We start from the raw sequence: 16368 nt of genomic DNA on the forward strand, positions 1-16368 counted from the left end.
CATCCATTTGAAATATAGAGGGTTTGCATCATTTGAATGAAATTTCAGTCGCCTTGGAACGAGTGGCCATCTATGTATTATTTTAGCTATTGCGGGAACGCTAAGGACAAACTTTTTTTCACCTTCACTTGAAGGGAGTGTTGTCATATGAGTAAAGAACAAGCCCCTCCTTTATACGATGAACTGTCGAAACAATTTAGTCCGTCGAGCGATATCATTCAAACGCCTCTCCAAATGCAAGACAACTACGCATTCCTATTCTATGTGAAATCAGTTGTGGATGGAGATAAGCTACAACAGACTGTCATTAGACCGTTCTTTGAAATGGCGTCCGAAGAAGATTTTGCTTCCTATATCAAATCATTGCCGAATCAAACAGAAGTACCCGATAAAAACAAACTGCTTATTAGTATTAGCTCCGGATCTGTAGTAGTTGCCGTTGGGGATCAATTGTATCTACTCGATCTCAGGACCGTTAAGAACAATGCAGTACAGGAAACGACAATGGAACCGACGATCCATGGACCGCAGTTAGGTTTAAGCGAGGATATTGAAACGACAATCAACCTAATTAGGCAACGGTATCATAAAGCGACTTTAAAAGTTGAGGATTTCGTTACCGATGATGTCACCAATACCGCCGTCGCTTTAATTTATGATGGTGACAGTGTCAATCCAAAAGTTTTGAAAAAAATAAAAGAGCAGCTTGGCAATCTCAACACGCCCCTATTCCAATCAGGGGGAGAACTCCAACATTTCCTTAATAGAAGTAAATTCACCTTCTTCCCTACGACGATGGTAACAGAACGTCCTGATCGCATCGTCTATAATTTGGTAGCCGGCAAAGTCATTATTGCAATAGACGGCAGCCCGAATGTCATCGTTGCGCCTATTGTCTTCTTCGATTTCATGTCATCGATGGAAGACAATTACCACATCTCTGCCATTTCAGGGTTTACGATAATGCTGAGGTATTTAGGTTTGATCACATGTATTATACTTCCGAGTTTATATGTTGCGATGACATCATATAACCCGGAAATCCTAAGAATCGAACTGGCTCTTACCGTTGCAGGAAGTAGGATCGGTGTGCCCTACCCTTCATTTATCGAAGTTATTTTCATGGTCTTTTTCATGGAATTATTGACGGAGGCTAGCATGCGCTTGCCGAAAGCGGTCAGCGGGACTGCAACGACTGTCGGCGGGCTCATATTAGGGACGGCAGCGACGGAAGCAGCACTCACTTCAACAATTATGGTCATCATCATTTCAGCTGTCGCCATTTCCACATTCGTCATTCCCATTAATGAAATGAGCTTTGCGGTTCGTGTTGTAAGGTTTCTATTAATTATTTACACGACACTTTTCGGATTGGTCGGATTGTTGCTCGGTTTCATCGGAATGATTATGTTTTTGGCGAACAAGGATAGCTTAGGTGAACCGTATATGCGGATTCCATGGAAGGGTAAGAATAGTGAATTGGGGATGAACAAGAGATGAACCGTTTCCTACTCTATTTAATCCTCATAAATATGCTGACAAATATGGTATCCATAACACCGAGGCTCCTCATATTAGGAAGTGATAGCGGTACAATTCTCTCATTAGTTCTCGTAATAATTGTCGGAGTTGCGTTGACTTATTTACTCGTAAATCTATTTAGCCGTTTTCCTGGACAAGGCTTGCCTGAAATTTTGCGAGCGACCGCCCCTAAATGGGTTGCAACCCCAGTTCTTCTATTTATGGCGGTTACGTGGTATTTCGCAGGCCTTTTCACATTGATCATATACACGTTTATCATCATTCGATTTTTAACGCCTGAAACGTCAATCTATATTGTTGTGTTGACGTTTGCCATTGTCGTCACGTATGGAGTTTTGATGATGACAAAAAATATTTTATATATGGGTGAAATCATTTTTATTCTCGTTGTCCCTTTTATCATATTCGTACAAATAAAAGGATATAGTGACCCTACGCTTGGTTGGGATTATATACGCGTTGCTCTCACGCATGTGAATCACCTGCCGGATTATAGTGCTTTTACGTCTTCGCTCTTTATCGTCGTAGGGACTGCAAATTTAGTTATTTTCAATCGTGTATTTACAAACCTGAAAAAGCCGTCAGCTAAAGGAATGGTTCTTCTTACGGCTATTTTCACGTTTGTCCTTGCAACCACGTATTTACTTCCAATCGGCTTTGGAGGTTTCGATGCTCTTAAAAACTCTCTGTTTCCTTGGATCATGACAAGTGATTCCATGCGCATGAAATACGGAGTCATTGAAAGGATTGTTTTCATTTTTATCGGTGCCTTTTTGGCGCTCGGCGTCGTTAGTATGGTCATGCATTGGCATATTTCAATGCAATTGCTTTCAAGCGTTATTTATTTTAAACGGTTTACATTGAAATCGGTCAATTTGACTACACCTCTATTCATCGTCATCTTTTGGATTGTTGCTATGATCATGACGAAACGGCTTACAACGAATGGCCTTTTTGGAATTGTCAAAATGTATGATGACGTTGTCGTGCCAGTCTTGCTAATTCTGCTGGTCGGTTGTTTATTATTCGCGAAGAAAGGTGCTGCATCCAAATGGCGGGCAAACAAAAAATGATGAAAGGATGTCTCGCCGCAGTCATTTTTCTCGCAATGCTCCTTGAATCGGGATGCGCATTCAAAGACATCGACAAAAGGATATTTGTCGTTGCAATCGGCATTGATCCTTCAGAAAAAGTGAGTAACGGATTCAGGGTGACATTGAAGTTAGCAAAACCGATCGGTAACGTCAAACAAGAATCTGCTCCGACCTATTCCTATTTAACCCATGATGCCGACTCCGTAGCAGTAGCAATCCATGACTTGGAAACACGTGTCGATAAAGTATTGGACCTCGGGCATAACCGTATTATTATTCTACACAAAGATTTGCTAAACAAAGATATAGAAACGTTCATGGATTTCTTCACGCGGCGTGGGGATATCCAAATGATTTCCTATGTCGCTGTAGCCGATAAGACTGCCGAAGAGATCATCTCCTATGAACCGGATATTGAATCTGCTGCATCAATTGCTTTGTATAACTATTTTGATAACACAGGAACGGAGAGCCCTTTCGTCACAACAACATTTTTGTATGAGTTCAGGCGAGAGGTACTAGGTAAAGGGATTGATACAATTATGCCGATTATTGGGATTGACGAAGAAAACAAGGAATATAAGATTAACAAATCAATCGTCCTCAAAAACAAAGAACAAAATTTGGAATTGACACCAGAGGAAACAAAGTATTTCAATTCCCTCGTGCATAAAGCTTACGGATTCAGTTATAAAATTGAAGAAGATGATCTTGTCGTAGTATTGGGTTTTAATGAAATCAGAATGAATTATAAAATAATCGTTAATGATGGCGGTCCGCGAGTCGATATGAATGTTACGATGATCGGTTTCGTTGGCGAATCCAATAAGCGTCTGGACAATAAGCATTTGAAAAAATACGATAAAATTGCGGCAAAAAATATCGAAAAGACAATTACTGACCTGTTGACACACCTTCAAGAAAACAATGTCGACCCATTTGGTTTCGGGCTCCGTTATCGGGCGACGAGATTATCGCGAAAGGATATCATGGATGAATGGGATCGTATTTATCCAGAAATCAAATTTAATGTAAAAGTGAATATAAAACTGAAAAGCACCGGAGCGGTAGAATGAAAACAGACCACACAAGTAGATGTGTGGTCTGTACTTATTTGCCTTGGAATGCCCGCCAGCCGATATCCGTCCGGTAGAAAAACCCATTCCATTCGGCTTGATTCAGCTTGTTGTATACTTGAGTCTTTGCCACTTCCAACGTTTTTGCTTTCGCCGCAGCGAGCAATACTCTGCCGCCGTTGCCGATGAAGTGATCTCCTTCTGCCTTTGTGCCTGCATGGAATACATCGAGCCCTACCAACTGATTGAGATCAGGCAATTTTGCCCCTTTCACAACGTCCCCCGGATAGCGGTCCGATGCGATGACAACGCCGAACATTGCATCTTCGTGCCACTTCAATTCATATGGCTTCTTATCCATAAGCGCCATCATGAATTCCCCGAAATCGGATTGCATCCGAGGTAGGACAACTTGTGTTTCCGGATCCCCGAAGCGAGCGTTGAATTCGATCACTTTCGGTCCTTCATTTGTCAAAATAAGTCCTGCATACAGGATACCAGTAAACGGCGTCCCTTCGTCAGTCATTGCTTGGACTGTCGGAACGACGACTTTCTCGTACGCTTCTTTGATAACGTGTTCCGGAATATGCGGAACCGGGGAGTAGGCGCCCATCCCGCCTGTGTTCGGCCCTCTATCGCCGTCATACGCCCGCTTATGGTCTTGCGCGATGACCATCGGATAAATTTGACCGTCATGCACAAACGACATATACGAGAACTCTTCCCCGTCAAGGAATTCCTCGATGACGACGCGGGAAGAAGATTCGCCGAACCGTTGATTGCCGATCATGTCGTCAACCGCATGAAGCGCCTCTTCAATAGTCATCGCGACGATGACACCTTTTCCTGCTGCAAGCCCGTCCGCTTTCACAACGATCGGTGCTCCTTGCTGTCGAATGAATGCCTTCGCTTCCTCCGCGTCCGTGAACGTGCCATAAGAAGCCGTAGGGATTGCGTATTTACTCATCAAGTCTTTTGCGAATGACTTACTGCCTTCGATTTGAGCAGCAGCCTTCGTTGGTCCAAAGATCCTCAAACCTTTGTCAGAGAAAAAATCGACGATTCCTTCGGCTAATGGTTGCTCAGGACCTACAAATGTCAAGTCAATCCCTTGTTCGATAGCGAATGAAGCGAGCGCATCGAAATCAGTCGCATCAATCCCGATACATTCCGCATCGTTTCTCATTCCGTCGTTCCCGGGGGCGACATACACTTTTGAAATGGACGGTGAATCGTTGAACTGCCGTGCAATCGCATGCTCCCGGCCACCACTGCCGATCACGAGTACTTTCATCTGTATCTTCTCCTTCGATCAATGTTTGAAATGACGTACGCCTGTGAATACCATTGCAATTCCGTATTCATTCGCCTTCTTGATGGAATCCTCGTCCTTTACGGATCCCCCAGGCTGGATGATTGCCGTAATGCCCGCTTTCGCTGCAGCTTCCACGGTATCGTCCATCGGGAAGAATGCGTCAGAAGCCATTGCCGCACCATTTGCTCGTTCGCCTGCTTGTGTCAATGCAATCGCAGCAGCTCCGACTCGGTTCATTTGCCCTGCTCCGACACCGAGCGTCATATGCGAATCCGCAACGACGATTGCGTTCGATTTCACATGCTTCACGACTGCCCAGCCGAGTTTGAGCGCTTCCCATTCCGCCTCTGTCGGCTCCCGGTCCGTTGCAACACGGATGTCGGCATCTTCGTATCCGAATGTGTCAGGCTGTTGAAGAAGAAGGCCACCTTCAACAGACACCGTGTTCCAACTGTCCTTTTTTTGTTGACCAAACGGAATCGTCAACAGTCGGATATTTTTCTTCTTCGTCAATGAAGCGATCGCTTCTTCCGTAAACGACGGCGCGATGACGATTTCGAGGAAGATTCCCGAAAGCTTCTCCGCCGTTTCTGCATCCACTTCACGGTTCAAGGCGATGATGCCTCCAAAGATGGAAACCGGGTCAGCCTCGTATGCTTTATTGAACGCCTCCGCAATTGTCTCGCCAGTACCGACGCCGCAAGGGTTCATATGCTTCACTGCCACTGCAGCCGGTTGGTTGAATTCCTTGACGATTTGAATCGCTGCGTTTGCATCTTGGATATTGTTATAGGAAAGCTCTTTCCCGTGCAATTGCTCCGCGTTCGCAATCGAGAAATCCGAACCGAGCGGACGGCTGTAGAACGCCGCTTTCTGATGTGGATTTTCGCCGTAGCGGAGCGGCTGTTTCAACTCATATGTAAACGTCACTTGCTCAGGGAATTCTTCATCTGCAAGATCAGTCAAGTATCCAGAGATGAGCGCGTCATACGCAGCTGTATGGCGGAAAACTTTCGCTGCAAGGCGACGGCGTGTTTCAAGTGTCGTCTGCCCTTCCGTCTGCAACTCTTCAAGCACTTGGCCGTAATCCGCCGCGTCGACAATGACCGTCACGTAGGCGTGGTTTTTCGCAGATGCACGAAGCATTGCAGGTCCGCCGATATCGATGTTTTCGATTGCGTCGTTGATGGCAACGTCAGGTTTCGAAATCGTTTCTTTGAAAGGGTAAAGGTTCACGCAGACAATATGGATCGGCTGGATGCCGTGTTCTGCCATTTGCGCTTGATGTGCCGAATCGTCCTGCTTTGCAAGCAGTCCGCCATGGATCATCGGGTTGAGTGTCTTGACGCGGCCTTCCATAATTTCAGGGAAGCCTGTCACTTCGTCGACCGCCGTCACCGCGACGCCGTTTTCTTTCAGATGTTTCATTGTCCCACCGGTTGACAGAATTTCATAGTCCAATTTCACAAGCGCTTGTGCGAACTCCAAAATTCCGTTTTTGTCCGAGACGCTGAGCAATGCGCGTTTTTTCACGAATGAACCCCTCCGTTAGTTAAGATCAGCTTCTGCAATGTTTCTTTATAAATGACATGTTCCACTTCATGTATTGCTTGTGCAGTCTTTTCCGCATCGCCTTCAACGACGGGAACCGCCGCTTGCGCGAGGATTGGACCCGTGTCCATTCCTTCATCAACAAGATGGACAGTGACCCCCGTCACTTTTACGCCATGAGCGATTGCCTGCCCGATTGCATCCTTGCCCGGAAATGAAGGGAGCAAGGATGGATGAATATTGACGATGCGAGAAGGATAGGCGGCTAATAAAGTCGTTCCGATTAGCCGCATATATCCCGCAAGCACAATCCATTCAACGTCCTCTTCACGTAATATGCCGAGCACCGCTTCCTCATACGCTTCCTTCGATGGAAAGGCTTTCGGTTCCAAAGCGACGACCCGAATGTCCGTCTGCCTTGCCCGTTCAATGACGAACGATGCTGGCTTGTCCGTCATGACGAGGACGATTTCTGCATCCAACTCGCCTTCACGGCATGCTTGTTCAAGCGCTTCGAAGTTGCTGCCGCTGCCGGAAGCGAATACCGCGATTCTTGCTTTTTCCTTCATTCTGCCAAACTCCCATCATGGCTTCCTTTGAAAATGACTCCCGATCCGCGCACGACACGACCGATTTCATAAGCTTCTTCACCGTGCTCCGCAGCAATTTGAATGGCGCGCTTCGCTTGTTCCGCAGGAAGGGCAATGACGAACCCGATTCCCATATTGAAGACGCTGTACAGGTCTTTATCCAAAAGTTCACCTTTCACTTTCAGCATTTTGAAGACAGGCAGCACAGGCCATGAGCCGAGGTCGACTTCAACGCCGAATCCTTCACTGAACATCCTTGGGAGGTTTTCATAAAAACCGCCGCCCGTAATATGCCCCATCGAATGGACGTCGAGCTCCTCATGAATTTGCATGACAGGCTTCGCATAGATTTTCGTCGGTTCAAGCAAAGCTGTTCCTACCTTGCCAAGCTCTTCGAACCCTGCGATATACTCATCCAGCTTATACCCTTGCTCTTCGAGAACGATATGACGGACGAGCGAGAAACCGTTCGAGTGGATGCCGCTTGAAGCGATACCGACAAGCACATCCCCTTCGACAACTTTTTCTCCAGTTACGACGTTGCTCTTTTCACAAGCACCGACCGCAAATCCGGCTAAATCATATTCCTCTACATCATATAATCCAGGCATTTCAGCCGTCTCTCCGCCGATTAGCGCTGCTCCAGACTGTACGCAACCGTCGGCTATTCCTTTAACAATTGCCTCGACCTTTTCAGGAACTGCTTTTCCAAGTGCAATATAATCCAAGAAATAAAGCGGCTCTGCGCCTTGCGCAACAATATCATTCACACACATCGCGACACAGTCGATGCCGATTGTGTCATGTTTGTCAGCCATAAACGCTAACTTCAATTTTGTGCCAACGCCATCCGTGCCGGAAATGAGTACAGGTTCTTTATAATTCAGCTCAGATAGATCGAACATACCTCCGAAACCGCCGAATGCGCCAGTGACGCCTTTACGTACTGTCCGCGCAACATGCGACTTCATCCGTTCGACCGATTCATAGCCCGCCTCGATATTCACTCCCGCTTTTTCATACGCCTTTGACATGGGAACTCCTCCTTATCGCCCGATTTCTTTTTCGTGCGGCAATACTGTATCCGCATAGATTTCCGTCGGATATTCACCTGTGAAGCACGCAAGACATTGTCCGCAGTTTTTCATTTCAGACGGTCTGCCGATCGCCGCAAGCATTCCTTCCGCCGATAGGAACGTCAGTGTATCCGCGCCGATCAATTCCCGCACTTCATCCACTGAACGCCCTGTTGCGATCAATTCGGAATCCGTACTAATGTCGACGCCATAAAAGCAAGGACTCACGAGCGGAGGCGCCGCGATGACGACGTGTACCTCTTTCGCACCGGCTTCCTTCAACATGTTGACGATCCGTCTTGAAGTCGTCCCGCGGACAATCGAATCGTCCACCATTACGACACGCTTCCCTTCGACTACCTGATGCACTGGGGAAAGCTTCATCTTCACGCCTCTCTCGCGCATCGCCTGCGTCGGTTGGATGAACGTCCTGCCTACATAACGGTTTTTAATCAAACCTAATTCATACGGGATACCGCTCTCTTCCGAAAATCCGATTGCTGCTGAGATGCTCGAATCCGGAACGCCTGTCACGACATCCGCTTCAATCTTTACTTCCCTTGCAAGCTGCTTACCGCACCGTTTCCGTGCCATATGGATATTAATGCCGTCGATGTCCGAATCCGGCCTCGAAAAATAGACATACTCCATCGAGCAGATCGCCCGGTCCGCAGCTTCCGCGAACTGGTAGGAATGCAGTCCTTTATCGTTGATGACGATCAATTCGCCAGGCTCTACCGACCGGATCGTTTCCGCACCGATCAAGTCGAAAGCACACGTTTCAGATGCAACTACCCAAGCATCTCCCAATTTCCCGAGAGACAATGGACGTAAACCATTCGGGTCTTGCGCGACGAGCAAACCTTCCTCCGTCAAGATGACGAATGCGAACGCGCCTCTCAACATCGACAACGCCTTTTTCACACGGTCCCGCTGTGTCAATGAACCGCCGCTGCTCCGTTTAATCAAATGAGCGAGCACTTCGGTATCGGACGGCGTTTGAAAAATGCTGCCCTGCTTTTCAAGACTTTCCTTCAAATCCTTCGCATTGACCAGATTGCCGTTATGCGCAATTGCCAAACTTCCCGTCATCGAACGGAAGACGAGCGGCTGCACGTTTTCCGCGCCCCGACCTTCCTCCGTCGTGTAGCGGACTTGGCCGATTGCCGCATGTCCCGTCAAACCTTTCAATGCGTCACCGGAAAACACGTCATTCACAAGGCCTTCGCCTTTCACGACATGAAGTCCTTTGCCGTTCTTCGTGACAATCCCTGCGCCTTCCTGCCCGCGGTGCTGCAACGCATGCAAGCCGTAATAGCTCAGCTGCGCCGCATCTTCATGCCCCCAAATGCCGAACACTCCGCATTCTTCGTTCAGGCCTCTGAGTTCAGCAAGCATGGGATTGCCCCTTTCCAAGCGGACCGGAATTCTTCCACCGTTCCGTCGATTAGAACTGTATCGTTATCGCCAGTAATGACGATTTTATCTTGATCGGTTACAGTGCCGATTTTCACTGCATCTTGTACGAGCGCTTCAAAAGCTGTCGTATGCTCTTCTTTCACCGTTACTAGGAATCGAGATTGTGTTTCACTGAACAATGCCGTCACCGCTGATCCCTTTACAGTCACATCTGCTCCAAGGCCTTCCGAATCGAATGCCTTCTCGCAAAGTGCAATAGCGAATCCGCCTTCCGACAAATCAGTCGCCGATTGGACGAGCTTGCTTTGGATCGCTTTTAGGAGCGATTGTTGTCGGGATGCCTCCACTTCAAGATCAATCGCAGGCGCTTTCCCGAAAATTTTGCCATGGATCATTTGCTGAAGCTCGCTGCCGCCAAATTCTGTTGCCGCTTCGCCAATCAAGTAGATTGCGTCGCCTGCTTGTTTGAATGACGTCGTCGTCACTTGTGACAAATCATGTATGAGGCCAACCAAGCCCATCGTCGGAGTTGGATAGACCGGAACCCCGTTCACTTCATTCGACATCGAGACGTTCCCGCCGATGATTGGTGAATTCAATGTACGGCAAGCTTCTGCAATGCCATCTGCCGATTTCTCGATTTGCCAGAACACTTCCGGCTTGTCCGGACTTCCGAAGTTCAGGCAATCCGTTGCCGCAATCGGCTCCGCGCCTGAACAGATCAAGTTACGAGCCGCTTCCGCAACCGCAATCTTCCCGCCCGTTTCCGGGTCGAGGTAAATATAACGGGAGTTGCAATCCGCTGTCATCGCAAGGCCTTTATTCGTGCCGCGGACACGGATGACACCGGCTGATGAACCTGGCGCTACAACCGTATTCGTACGCGCCTGCGTATCGAATTGGCTGTATACCCACTCTTTCGATGCAATTGTCGGGCGTTGTAATAACGCTGACAATGTCCCTTTCAAATCTTCGACAGCCGGCTCCTCATTGTCCATTGCCTGGAATTCTCTGAAGTAAGCAGGCTCTTCCGATTTCTTATGGTAGACAGGTGCGTCTTCAGCAAGAATATCTGCCAAGATTTCCGCGACAACTTCACCTTTATGTGTAAGCCGAAGCATTTTGTCGTCCGTCACTTTCCCAATCGCCACTGCTTCTAGCTCGTATTTCTTGCACAAGTCGATGATTTCCTGATCACGTCCTTGCTTCACGACAACGAGCATCCGCTCCTGTGACTCGGAAAGCATCATTTCATAAGCAGTCATACCTTCTTCGCGCTGTGGAACGAGATCCAAGTTCAACTCAACGCCATAGCCAGCTTTCGAAGCCATTTCCGCTGAAGATGAAGTAAGTCCTGCTGCACCCATGTCTTGAATGCCGATCAATGCATCCGACTTCACTAATTCAAGGCAAGCTTCCATGAGCAGCTTCTCAAGATACGGATCTCCCGCTTGCATGACTGGCAGCTCTTCCTCTTTATCGACCGCAACTTCAGATGAAGACATCGTCGCGCCGTGGATTCCGTCCCTGCCTGTCTTCGCGCCGACATACAAGACCGTATTACCGACTCCGGAAGCAAGACCTTTCTGGATATCCTCGTGATTCAACAATCCGACAGCCATCGCATTAACGAGCGGACGTTTCGAATAGCAATTATCGAACTGGACTTCTCCCGCAACCGTCGGAATACCGATCGTATTTCCGTAGCTCGCAATCCCTGCAACTGCTTGTTCAAATAAATAACGGTCGCGCTCATCCGTCAAATCACCGAAACGCATCGAGTTTACAAGTGCCACTGGACGAGCTCCCATTGAAAAGACATCGCGGATAATACCGCCCGCTCCTGTCGCTGCACCGATGAACGGCTCGATAGCAGATGGGGAGTTATGCGATTCCATTTTGAAGACAGCCGCCTGGTTATCCCCGATATCGACGATTCCAGCACCTTCCCCTGGACCTTGCAACACACGTGCGCCTTCCGTAGGGAATTTGCGCAATACCGGCTTCGAACTTTTATAAGAACAATGCTCCGACCACATGGCCGAAAACAATCCTGTCTCCGTGTAATTCGGAAGACGTCCGATCATCTCGACTGCACGATCGAACTCCTCATCCGTCATTCCCATTTGACGATACAATTTTTCATCTTTGATTTGCTGAGCTGTTGGTTCATGCATGGTTGGCATTCTTCTCACTCCAGTTCTTCAAAATTGATCGGAATAAAGGCAAACCGTCCGTTCCCCCGATGATTTCCTCTACCGCGCGTTCAGGGAGCGGCATCATGCCGAGAACATTCCCTTGTTCATTCAAAACACCTGCAATTGCGTCCACACTGCCATCAAGATTACCGTCATTGTAAGCAAACACGATGCGGTTCTGCTCTTTCAATAGCGCTGCTGTTTCCGTCTCGACAAAATAATTGCCGTACTCATGAGCAAATGGAAGCGTAATTTGCTGCCCTTGCTCATAAATGCTTGTAAAAGTAGATTTTGAATTTTGAACCGTGAGCTTCGCATTGCCGCTTCTGAATTTCAATCCTTTATTCCGCAAGAATGCGCCTGGAAGGATTCCGGCTTCAACGAGGATTTGAAATCCGTTACCAACGCCGAGCACTGGCTTGCCGGAATCTGCGAATGCCTTCAAACTGTCAATCGATTTGGAGCTTTGTGCAAGAGCGCCCGGGCGTAAGTAATCGCCGTAGGAAGCTCCTGTCGGAATGACGACAGCATCGTAATTGTGTAAGTCGGCATCCATATGGCTGACGATTTCGGCACCGACTCCAACGATATCCAAGAGGGCATGATACATATCCACGTCACAGCTGGACCCGGGGAAACTTAAAATAGCGAACCTCATTTGCCCGCAACCTCCCCGATTTCAAAGCTGTAGTCCTCGATCACTTTATTGACAAGAAGCTTATCGCACATTTCTTTCACACGCGCTTCAATTTCACTGTCCGTTCCTGACAGCTCAAGCTCGATTAGCTTTCCGATGCGGACGCTTTCGACTTCATTGAACCCCAATGTTTGAAGGGCCTCCTGTGCAGCAATTCCTTGTGGATCAACAACACTTTCGCGTAATGTTACGTAAACGTTCACTTTTGTCATGTCAATTTCCTCCCGAATGGATGTTAGTTTGTCATCGAATTGGTGCTGCAAATTTCAAGACCAGATGCCTGTCGAATCGATTTCTTCCAATGTCTTCTCTATATCTTCGGTCATGATCGTCACATGTCCCATTTTCCGTTTTTCTTTCGCTTCGGCCTTCCCGTACAAATGGATCGACCAATCAGGATAGTTCATAACCACTTTCTTCAAAGGCACGACATGCTCCCCTAGCACGTTCACCATAATCGATGGTGCCCATAGCTTCGGCTTGCGCAGCGGCCAGCCGCACACCGCACGGATATGCTGATGGAACTGGGATACGTTGCACGCCTCGATCGAGTAGTGACCTGAATTATGCGGGCGTGGGGCAAGCTCATTAATGACAATTTCATCGTTTTCCAGCACGAACATTTCAACGGCAAGCGTCCCGACTAGTTGTAGATGATCTGCAATTCTTTTCGCCGCATCTTCCGCCTTCTCGACGACTGCATCCGCAACTCTTGCTGGAACGATTGATTCATGCAATATATGATTCTTGTGAATATTTTCGGCAATCGGAAGGCAATAGGACTCCCCCGCCGGATTACGCTGGATGATGACGGATATTTCCGTCTTGAAAGGGACGAACGCTTCCGCAATGCAAGCTGAATGGGCGAAGAGCGATTCCGCTAGCTCGAGGTCGTTTGCCGACTCAAGCTTCACTTGCCCTTTACCGTCATAACCGCCGTAAGCAGTTTTCACGATACATGGGAAGCCGACCTTATCGATTTCCTTTATTAATTCACTGAATGACGCGGCAACGACATAGTTTGCGACCGGCGCACCGGATGCTTTGATTTCCGCTTTTTCCGCAATCCGATTTTGAGTGATCCGTACAAGTTCGGCACCTTGAGGGACATAAGCGATTTGGCTGAGTCTCTCGAGGCCTTCGAAATCGATGTTTTCAAATTCGTACGTGATGACATCACTCACTTCCCCAAGCTCTTCGAGTGCCGCCTCATCGTCATACGGAGCGACGATGCGAATATCCGCAATCTGGCCGCACGGCGAATCCATCGTCGGATCGAGCACCGCAATTTTGAATCCGGCTTCCTTTGCGGCAAGACCCATCATCCGGCCTAGCTGCCCTCCGCCGATAATTCCAATCGTCTGTCCAGGTAAAATTGTCTTCATTGCAACTCACCACTGCTTTCCAATGCCGCATCCCGCATTTGTTCCCGACGTTCTTTGAGACGGCTGCGCAACGTAGAATCGTGGACGGCTAAAAACTGGGCAGCGAGCAATCCGGCATTCGTAGCGCCAGCTTTGCCGATCGACACCGTCGCGACTGGAACTCCTCCAGGCATCTGGACGATTGAAAGCAATGAATCCATTCCATTCAACGCCTTCGATTGAACCGGAACGCCGATGACCGGCAATAGAGTCTTCGCAGCCACCATCCCGGGAAGATGGGCAGCGCCTCCTGCACCGGCTACAATCACTTCAATCCCACGGTCCTGGGCCTGTTCCGCATACTCAAACATGAAATCCGGTGTACGGTGCGCTGAAACAACCTTCTTTTCATAGGCAACACCCAACTCGTCCAATATGTCGCAAGTATGCTTCATCGTTTCCCAATCACTTTTACTCCCCATGATCACGCCGACTTTCGGTCCCATAGACAATCGCTCCTTTTGTAGACTACTTAAGAATTTTCCTTACTTACTTTTGCAATAAAAAAACCCTTGAATAAGCCGCCTTCCAAATGCATGGAAAGCAGTTCATTCAAGGATATTCAATAAGCGTTAAGATGAACGTATCCATTAGATATGGCACACCCTTCGCTGAATCCTAAAAATCGCTTTCCCGCATAGTCCGGACATTTACGGTGTCCTGGTAGAAACGCTGAAGCCAATCCTTCAGCATATATGTGGGTTATCTAACTACAATCAGTGTAACAACTGAATTCGAATACGTCAATAAAAAATACGAACAATGAACAATCACACATGTCCATCGTTCGTATAATAGGTTGTTTTATTCATCTAGAATCCCTTTAAACTTAATGAGCTGACGAATTGGGACATATTCGCCATTTTTCTCAATGAAGACCGGCTCCTCCATTCGGCCCGCTACACGATAACCTGCCGCAGCCAATCGGTCCAAGCACTCCTCAATTGACTCGCCTTCTTCAACTTCAAACCATACCGTTTTCTTCTTCGCACTCATTTGAACAAATTTCCTCTCCTAACAGTCTTCACCCAAAATCCGCCGTGAATCGTCTTCGGCTCATACGCAACAATAAAAGCCTTCGGATCAATCTGTTTGATCGTCTCATACAACTTCAATTCATCTTTACGGGGCGTCAAAATCTGCATCGCTGAACGACTCCCTTCCAAGCCGTGCGCAGACCAATCCGTCACCCCATAGCCTTTTTCCCGCAACAGCCTCGGCATCTCATAATCGATGCCAGCCGTAATGACATTCACCGTAATATAACCGAGCGCCATCTTCTCCTCGATTTTCGTCCCGATAATGACTCCACTGCCGTATCCTAACGCATACGCAATTATATTTTGTATTTCATTCAGATTATCCAATACCAATCCGAGACCTACAATATAAATGACAATCTCAATCATACTCACGAAGGCAGCAGAATAACGATAGCCCTTCAAAGTTAGAATCATCCGGATCGTAAAGAAAGATACATATACAATGTTAATGACAAATATGATCAATACCATTTTCATTCTTCATCAAACCTCCCAATACTAGGTTGACCTCCATCGTATCGTGCAAAGCAATGGATTACAAGGAATTGTTGTTGTGGAACCATGGGACATTTAGAGGATTTTAGTGTAATTAACAGGAATTTTATTGAGGAAGGGCGGGTTAAGCGGGAGAAACGCGGTTTTTGTGGAAATACGGACTATGGAAGGATTTCTTTGGGCGAGATGGTGGCGCTTTGGGCGCGAAGGGGGACACTTTGGGCGCGGGTGGGCTTGCTTTGGCCGCGAAGGGGGACACTTTGGGCGCGGGAGGGCTTACTTTGGGCGTGAAGGGAGGCACTTTGGGCGCGGGTGGGCTTGCTTTGGACGTGGACGTTATTTTAATTTGTCAAAAGGATTGGGCGCGCATATCAGATGATCTTGGAATACATTATCCTTCCGCGAAATAGGTCACCATTACCGCGGAAAACACCATGGCTTGAAACTTGCCAAGTCGCGCCAAATGTCTTTGACAATTAGAGCACATTTAAAATTAATGACAATTAGAGCACATTTAAAAATTAATTTAAACATAAAAAAACCATCCCCCACAGGGGATGGCCTTTGCCCGGCGACGTCCTACTCTCACAGGGGGAAGCCTGTTCCCTGCGTAATTTGCACCGTTGGTGTAAATTACGCAAAGCGGCTACGCCGCTTTACTACCATCGGCGCTGAAGAACTTAACTTCCATGTTCGAGACAGGAACCGATACGACAGATAGTTAACCTTCGGTTATATTGTTAAACATAAAAAAACCATCCCCCACAGGGAATGGCCTTTGCCCGGCGACGTCCTACTCTCACAGGGGGAAGCCCCCTACTACCATCGGCGCTGAAGAGCTTAACTTC

General features: G+C 47.7%; 16 protein-coding genes, 1 rRNA gene and 1 riboswitch. Of the genes, 4 read left to right on the top strand and 13 right to left on the bottom strand.

Going from position 1 to position 16368, the window contains the following annotated elements; all coding sequences use genetic code 11:
- Window positions 1-147: 147 nt before the first annotated feature.
- The 3 genes from AB1K89_RS14345 to AB1K89_RS14355 are packed head-to-tail and all read left to right on the top strand — an operon-like array spanning window position 148 to window position 3712.
- On the top strand, window positions 148-1500 hold the full coding sequence (locus AB1K89_RS14345) for a spore germination protein (protein ID WP_413055399.1): 1353 nt from the start codon (window positions 148-150) through the stop codon (window positions 1498-1500).
- Window positions 1497-2615 carry a GerAB/ArcD/ProY family transporter gene (locus tag AB1K89_RS14350; protein ID WP_413055400.1) on the top strand — a complete coding sequence of 373 codons (1119 nt, stop codon included), beginning with the start codon at window positions 1497-1499 and terminating at the stop codon, window positions 2613-2615. The genes AB1K89_RS14345 and AB1K89_RS14350 overlap by 4 nt, the downstream gene beginning before the upstream one ends.
- Window positions 2594-3712 (top strand): Ger(x)C family spore germination protein, encoded by a 1119-nt coding sequence (locus AB1K89_RS14355; protein ID WP_413055401.1) that lies wholly within the window; start codon window positions 2594-2596, stop codon window positions 3710-3712. The genes AB1K89_RS14350 and AB1K89_RS14355 overlap by 22 nt, the downstream gene beginning before the upstream one ends.
- Window positions 3713-3746: 34 nt before the next feature.
- Here the strand turns inward: AB1K89_RS14355 and purD are convergent, their stop codons facing one another.
- The 12 genes from purD to AB1K89_RS14415 all read right to left on the bottom strand — a co-directional run bounded on the left by purD (window position 3747) and on the right by AB1K89_RS14415 (window position 15502).
- The gene (gene purD, locus AB1K89_RS14360; protein WP_413055402.1) at window positions 3747-5006 is read right to left on the bottom strand and encodes a phosphoribosylamine--glycine ligase; all 1260 of its coding nucleotides are present in this window, start codon (window positions 5004-5006) and stop codon (window positions 3747-3749) included.
- Window positions 5007-5024: 18 nt separating this feature from the next.
- A complete protein-coding gene (gene purH, locus AB1K89_RS14365) occupies window positions 5025-6560 on the bottom strand; it encodes a bifunctional phosphoribosylaminoimidazolecarboxamide formyltransferase/IMP cyclohydrolase (protein ID WP_413055403.1) in 1536 nt (511 codons plus the stop codon).
- Window positions 6557-7147 carry a phosphoribosylglycinamide formyltransferase gene (purN, locus tag AB1K89_RS14370; RefSeq protein WP_413055404.1) on the bottom strand — a complete coding sequence of 197 codons (591 nt, stop codon included), beginning with the start codon at window positions 7145-7147 and terminating at the stop codon, window positions 6557-6559. The genes purH and purN overlap by 4 nt, the downstream gene beginning before the upstream one ends.
- On the bottom strand, window positions 7144-8202 hold the full coding sequence (purM, locus tag AB1K89_RS14375) for a phosphoribosylformylglycinamidine cyclo-ligase (protein WP_413055405.1): 1059 nt from the start codon (window positions 8200-8202) through the stop codon (window positions 7144-7146). The genes purN and purM overlap by 4 nt, the downstream gene beginning before the upstream one ends.
- Window positions 8203-8214: 12 nt before the next feature.
- Entirely contained in the window at window positions 8215-9642 is a 1428-nt protein-coding gene (gene purF / locus AB1K89_RS14380) for an amidophosphoribosyltransferase (RefSeq protein ID WP_413055406.1), read from the bottom strand.
- Window positions 9618-11849 carry a phosphoribosylformylglycinamidine synthase subunit PurL gene (gene purL / locus AB1K89_RS14385; protein ID WP_413055407.1) on the bottom strand — a complete coding sequence of 744 codons (2232 nt, stop codon included), beginning with the start codon at window positions 11847-11849 and terminating at the stop codon, window positions 9618-9620. The genes purF and purL overlap by 25 nt, the downstream gene beginning before the upstream one ends.
- Window positions 11833-12519, bottom strand: a complete 687-nt coding sequence (purQ, locus tag AB1K89_RS14390; protein ID WP_413055408.1) for a phosphoribosylformylglycinamidine synthase subunit PurQ — start codon at window positions 12517-12519, stop codon at window positions 11833-11835. The genes purL and purQ overlap by 17 nt, the downstream gene beginning before the upstream one ends.
- Complete coding sequence (gene purS, locus AB1K89_RS14395; RefSeq protein ID WP_252504261.1) at window positions 12516-12770, bottom strand: phosphoribosylformylglycinamidine synthase subunit PurS; 255 nt, start codon at window positions 12768-12770, stop codon at window positions 12516-12518. The genes purQ and purS overlap by 4 nt, the downstream gene beginning before the upstream one ends.
- A gap of 54 nt (window positions 12771-12824) precedes the next feature.
- A complete protein-coding gene (purK, locus tag AB1K89_RS14400; RefSeq protein ID WP_413055409.1) occupies window positions 12825-13943 on the bottom strand; it encodes a 5-(carboxyamino)imidazole ribonucleotide synthase in 1119 nt (372 codons plus the stop codon).
- A complete protein-coding gene (purE, locus tag AB1K89_RS14405) occupies window positions 13940-14428 on the bottom strand; it encodes a 5-(carboxyamino)imidazole ribonucleotide mutase (RefSeq protein ID WP_413055410.1) in 489 nt (162 codons plus the stop codon). The genes purK and purE overlap by 4 nt, the downstream gene beginning before the upstream one ends.
- Before the next feature lie 172 nt (window positions 14429-14600).
- Window positions 14601-14701: riboswitch (purine riboswitch) on the bottom strand.
- Between the two features lie 85 nt (window positions 14702-14786).
- Window positions 14787-14978: an NETI motif-containing protein gene (locus tag AB1K89_RS14410; protein WP_413055411.1), complete on the bottom strand. Its 192-nt coding sequence runs from the start codon at window positions 14976-14978 to the stop codon at window positions 14787-14789.
- A complete protein-coding gene (locus AB1K89_RS14415) occupies window positions 14975-15502 on the bottom strand; it encodes a DUF2179 domain-containing protein (protein WP_252504265.1) in 528 nt (175 codons plus the stop codon). Before AB1K89_RS14415 ends, AB1K89_RS14410 begins: the two co-directional genes overlap by 4 nt.
- 164 nt (window positions 15503-15666) lie before the next feature.
- Between AB1K89_RS14415 and AB1K89_RS14420 the strand changes: the two genes are divergently transcribed.
- Entirely contained in the window at window positions 15667-15930 is a 264-nt protein-coding gene (locus AB1K89_RS14420) for a hypothetical protein (RefSeq protein WP_413055412.1), read from the top strand.
- 370 nt (window positions 15931-16300) lie between these two features.
- On the opposite strand, the gene rrf is transcribed toward AB1K89_RS14420, so the two are convergent.
- Window positions 16301-16368 (bottom strand): 5S ribosomal RNA (gene rrf / locus AB1K89_RS18290); the annotation flags it as partial.

The organism is Sporosarcina pasadenensis (assembly GCF_047228845.1).
Lineage (GTDB): Bacteria > Bacillota > Bacilli > Bacillales_A > Planococcaceae > Sporosarcina.

Bases quoted from the DNA above. Each gene is read 5' to 3' on its own strand.
- AB1K89_RS14350 (WP_413055400.1), top strand. From the start codon at position 1,497: ATGAACCGTTTCCTACTCTATTTAATCCTCATAAATATGCTGACAAAT.
- purK (WP_413055409.1), bottom strand. From the start codon at position 13,943: ATGAAGACAATTTTACCTGGACAGACGATTGGAATTATCGGCGGAGGG.
- AB1K89_RS14415 (WP_252504265.1), bottom strand. From the start codon at position 15,502: ATGAAAATGGTATTGATCATATTTGTCATTAACATTGTATATGTATCT.
- purF (WP_413055406.1), bottom strand. From the start codon at position 9,642: ATGCTTGCTGAACTCAGAGGCCTGAACGAAGAATGCGGAGTGTTCGGC.
- purM (WP_413055405.1), bottom strand. From the start codon at position 8,202: ATGTCAAAGGCGTATGAAAAAGCGGGAGTGAATATCGAGGCGGGCTAT.
- AB1K89_RS14355 (WP_413055401.1), top strand. From the start codon at position 2,594: ATGGCGGGCAAACAAAAAATGATGAAAGGATGTCTCGCCGCAGTCATT.
- purD (WP_413055402.1), bottom strand. From the start codon at position 5,006: ATGAAAGTACTCGTGATCGGCAGTGGTGGCCGGGAGCATGCGATTGCA.
- purQ (WP_413055408.1), bottom strand. From the start codon at position 12,519: ATGAGGTTCGCTATTTTAAGTTTCCCCGGGTCCAGCTGTGACGTGGAT.
- purS (WP_252504261.1), bottom strand. From the start codon at position 12,770: ATGACAAAAGTGAACGTTTACGTAACATTACGCGAAAGTGTTGTTGAT.
- purN (WP_413055404.1), bottom strand. From the start codon at position 7,147: ATGAAGGAAAAAGCAAGAATCGCGGTATTCGCTTCCGGCAGCGGCAGC.
- AB1K89_RS14345 (WP_413055399.1), top strand. From the start codon at position 148: ATGAGTAAAGAACAAGCCCCTCCTTTATACGATGAACTGTCGAAACAA.
- purE (WP_413055410.1), bottom strand. From the start codon at position 14,428: ATGGGACCGAAAGTCGGCGTGATCATGGGGAGTAAAAGTGATTGGGAA.
- AB1K89_RS14410 (WP_413055411.1), bottom strand. From the start codon at position 14,978: ATGAGTGCGAAGAAGAAAACGGTATGGTTTGAAGTTGAAGAAGGCGAG.
- purL (WP_413055407.1), bottom strand. From the start codon at position 11,849: ATGCCAACCATGCATGAACCAACAGCTCAGCAAATCAAAGATGAAAAA.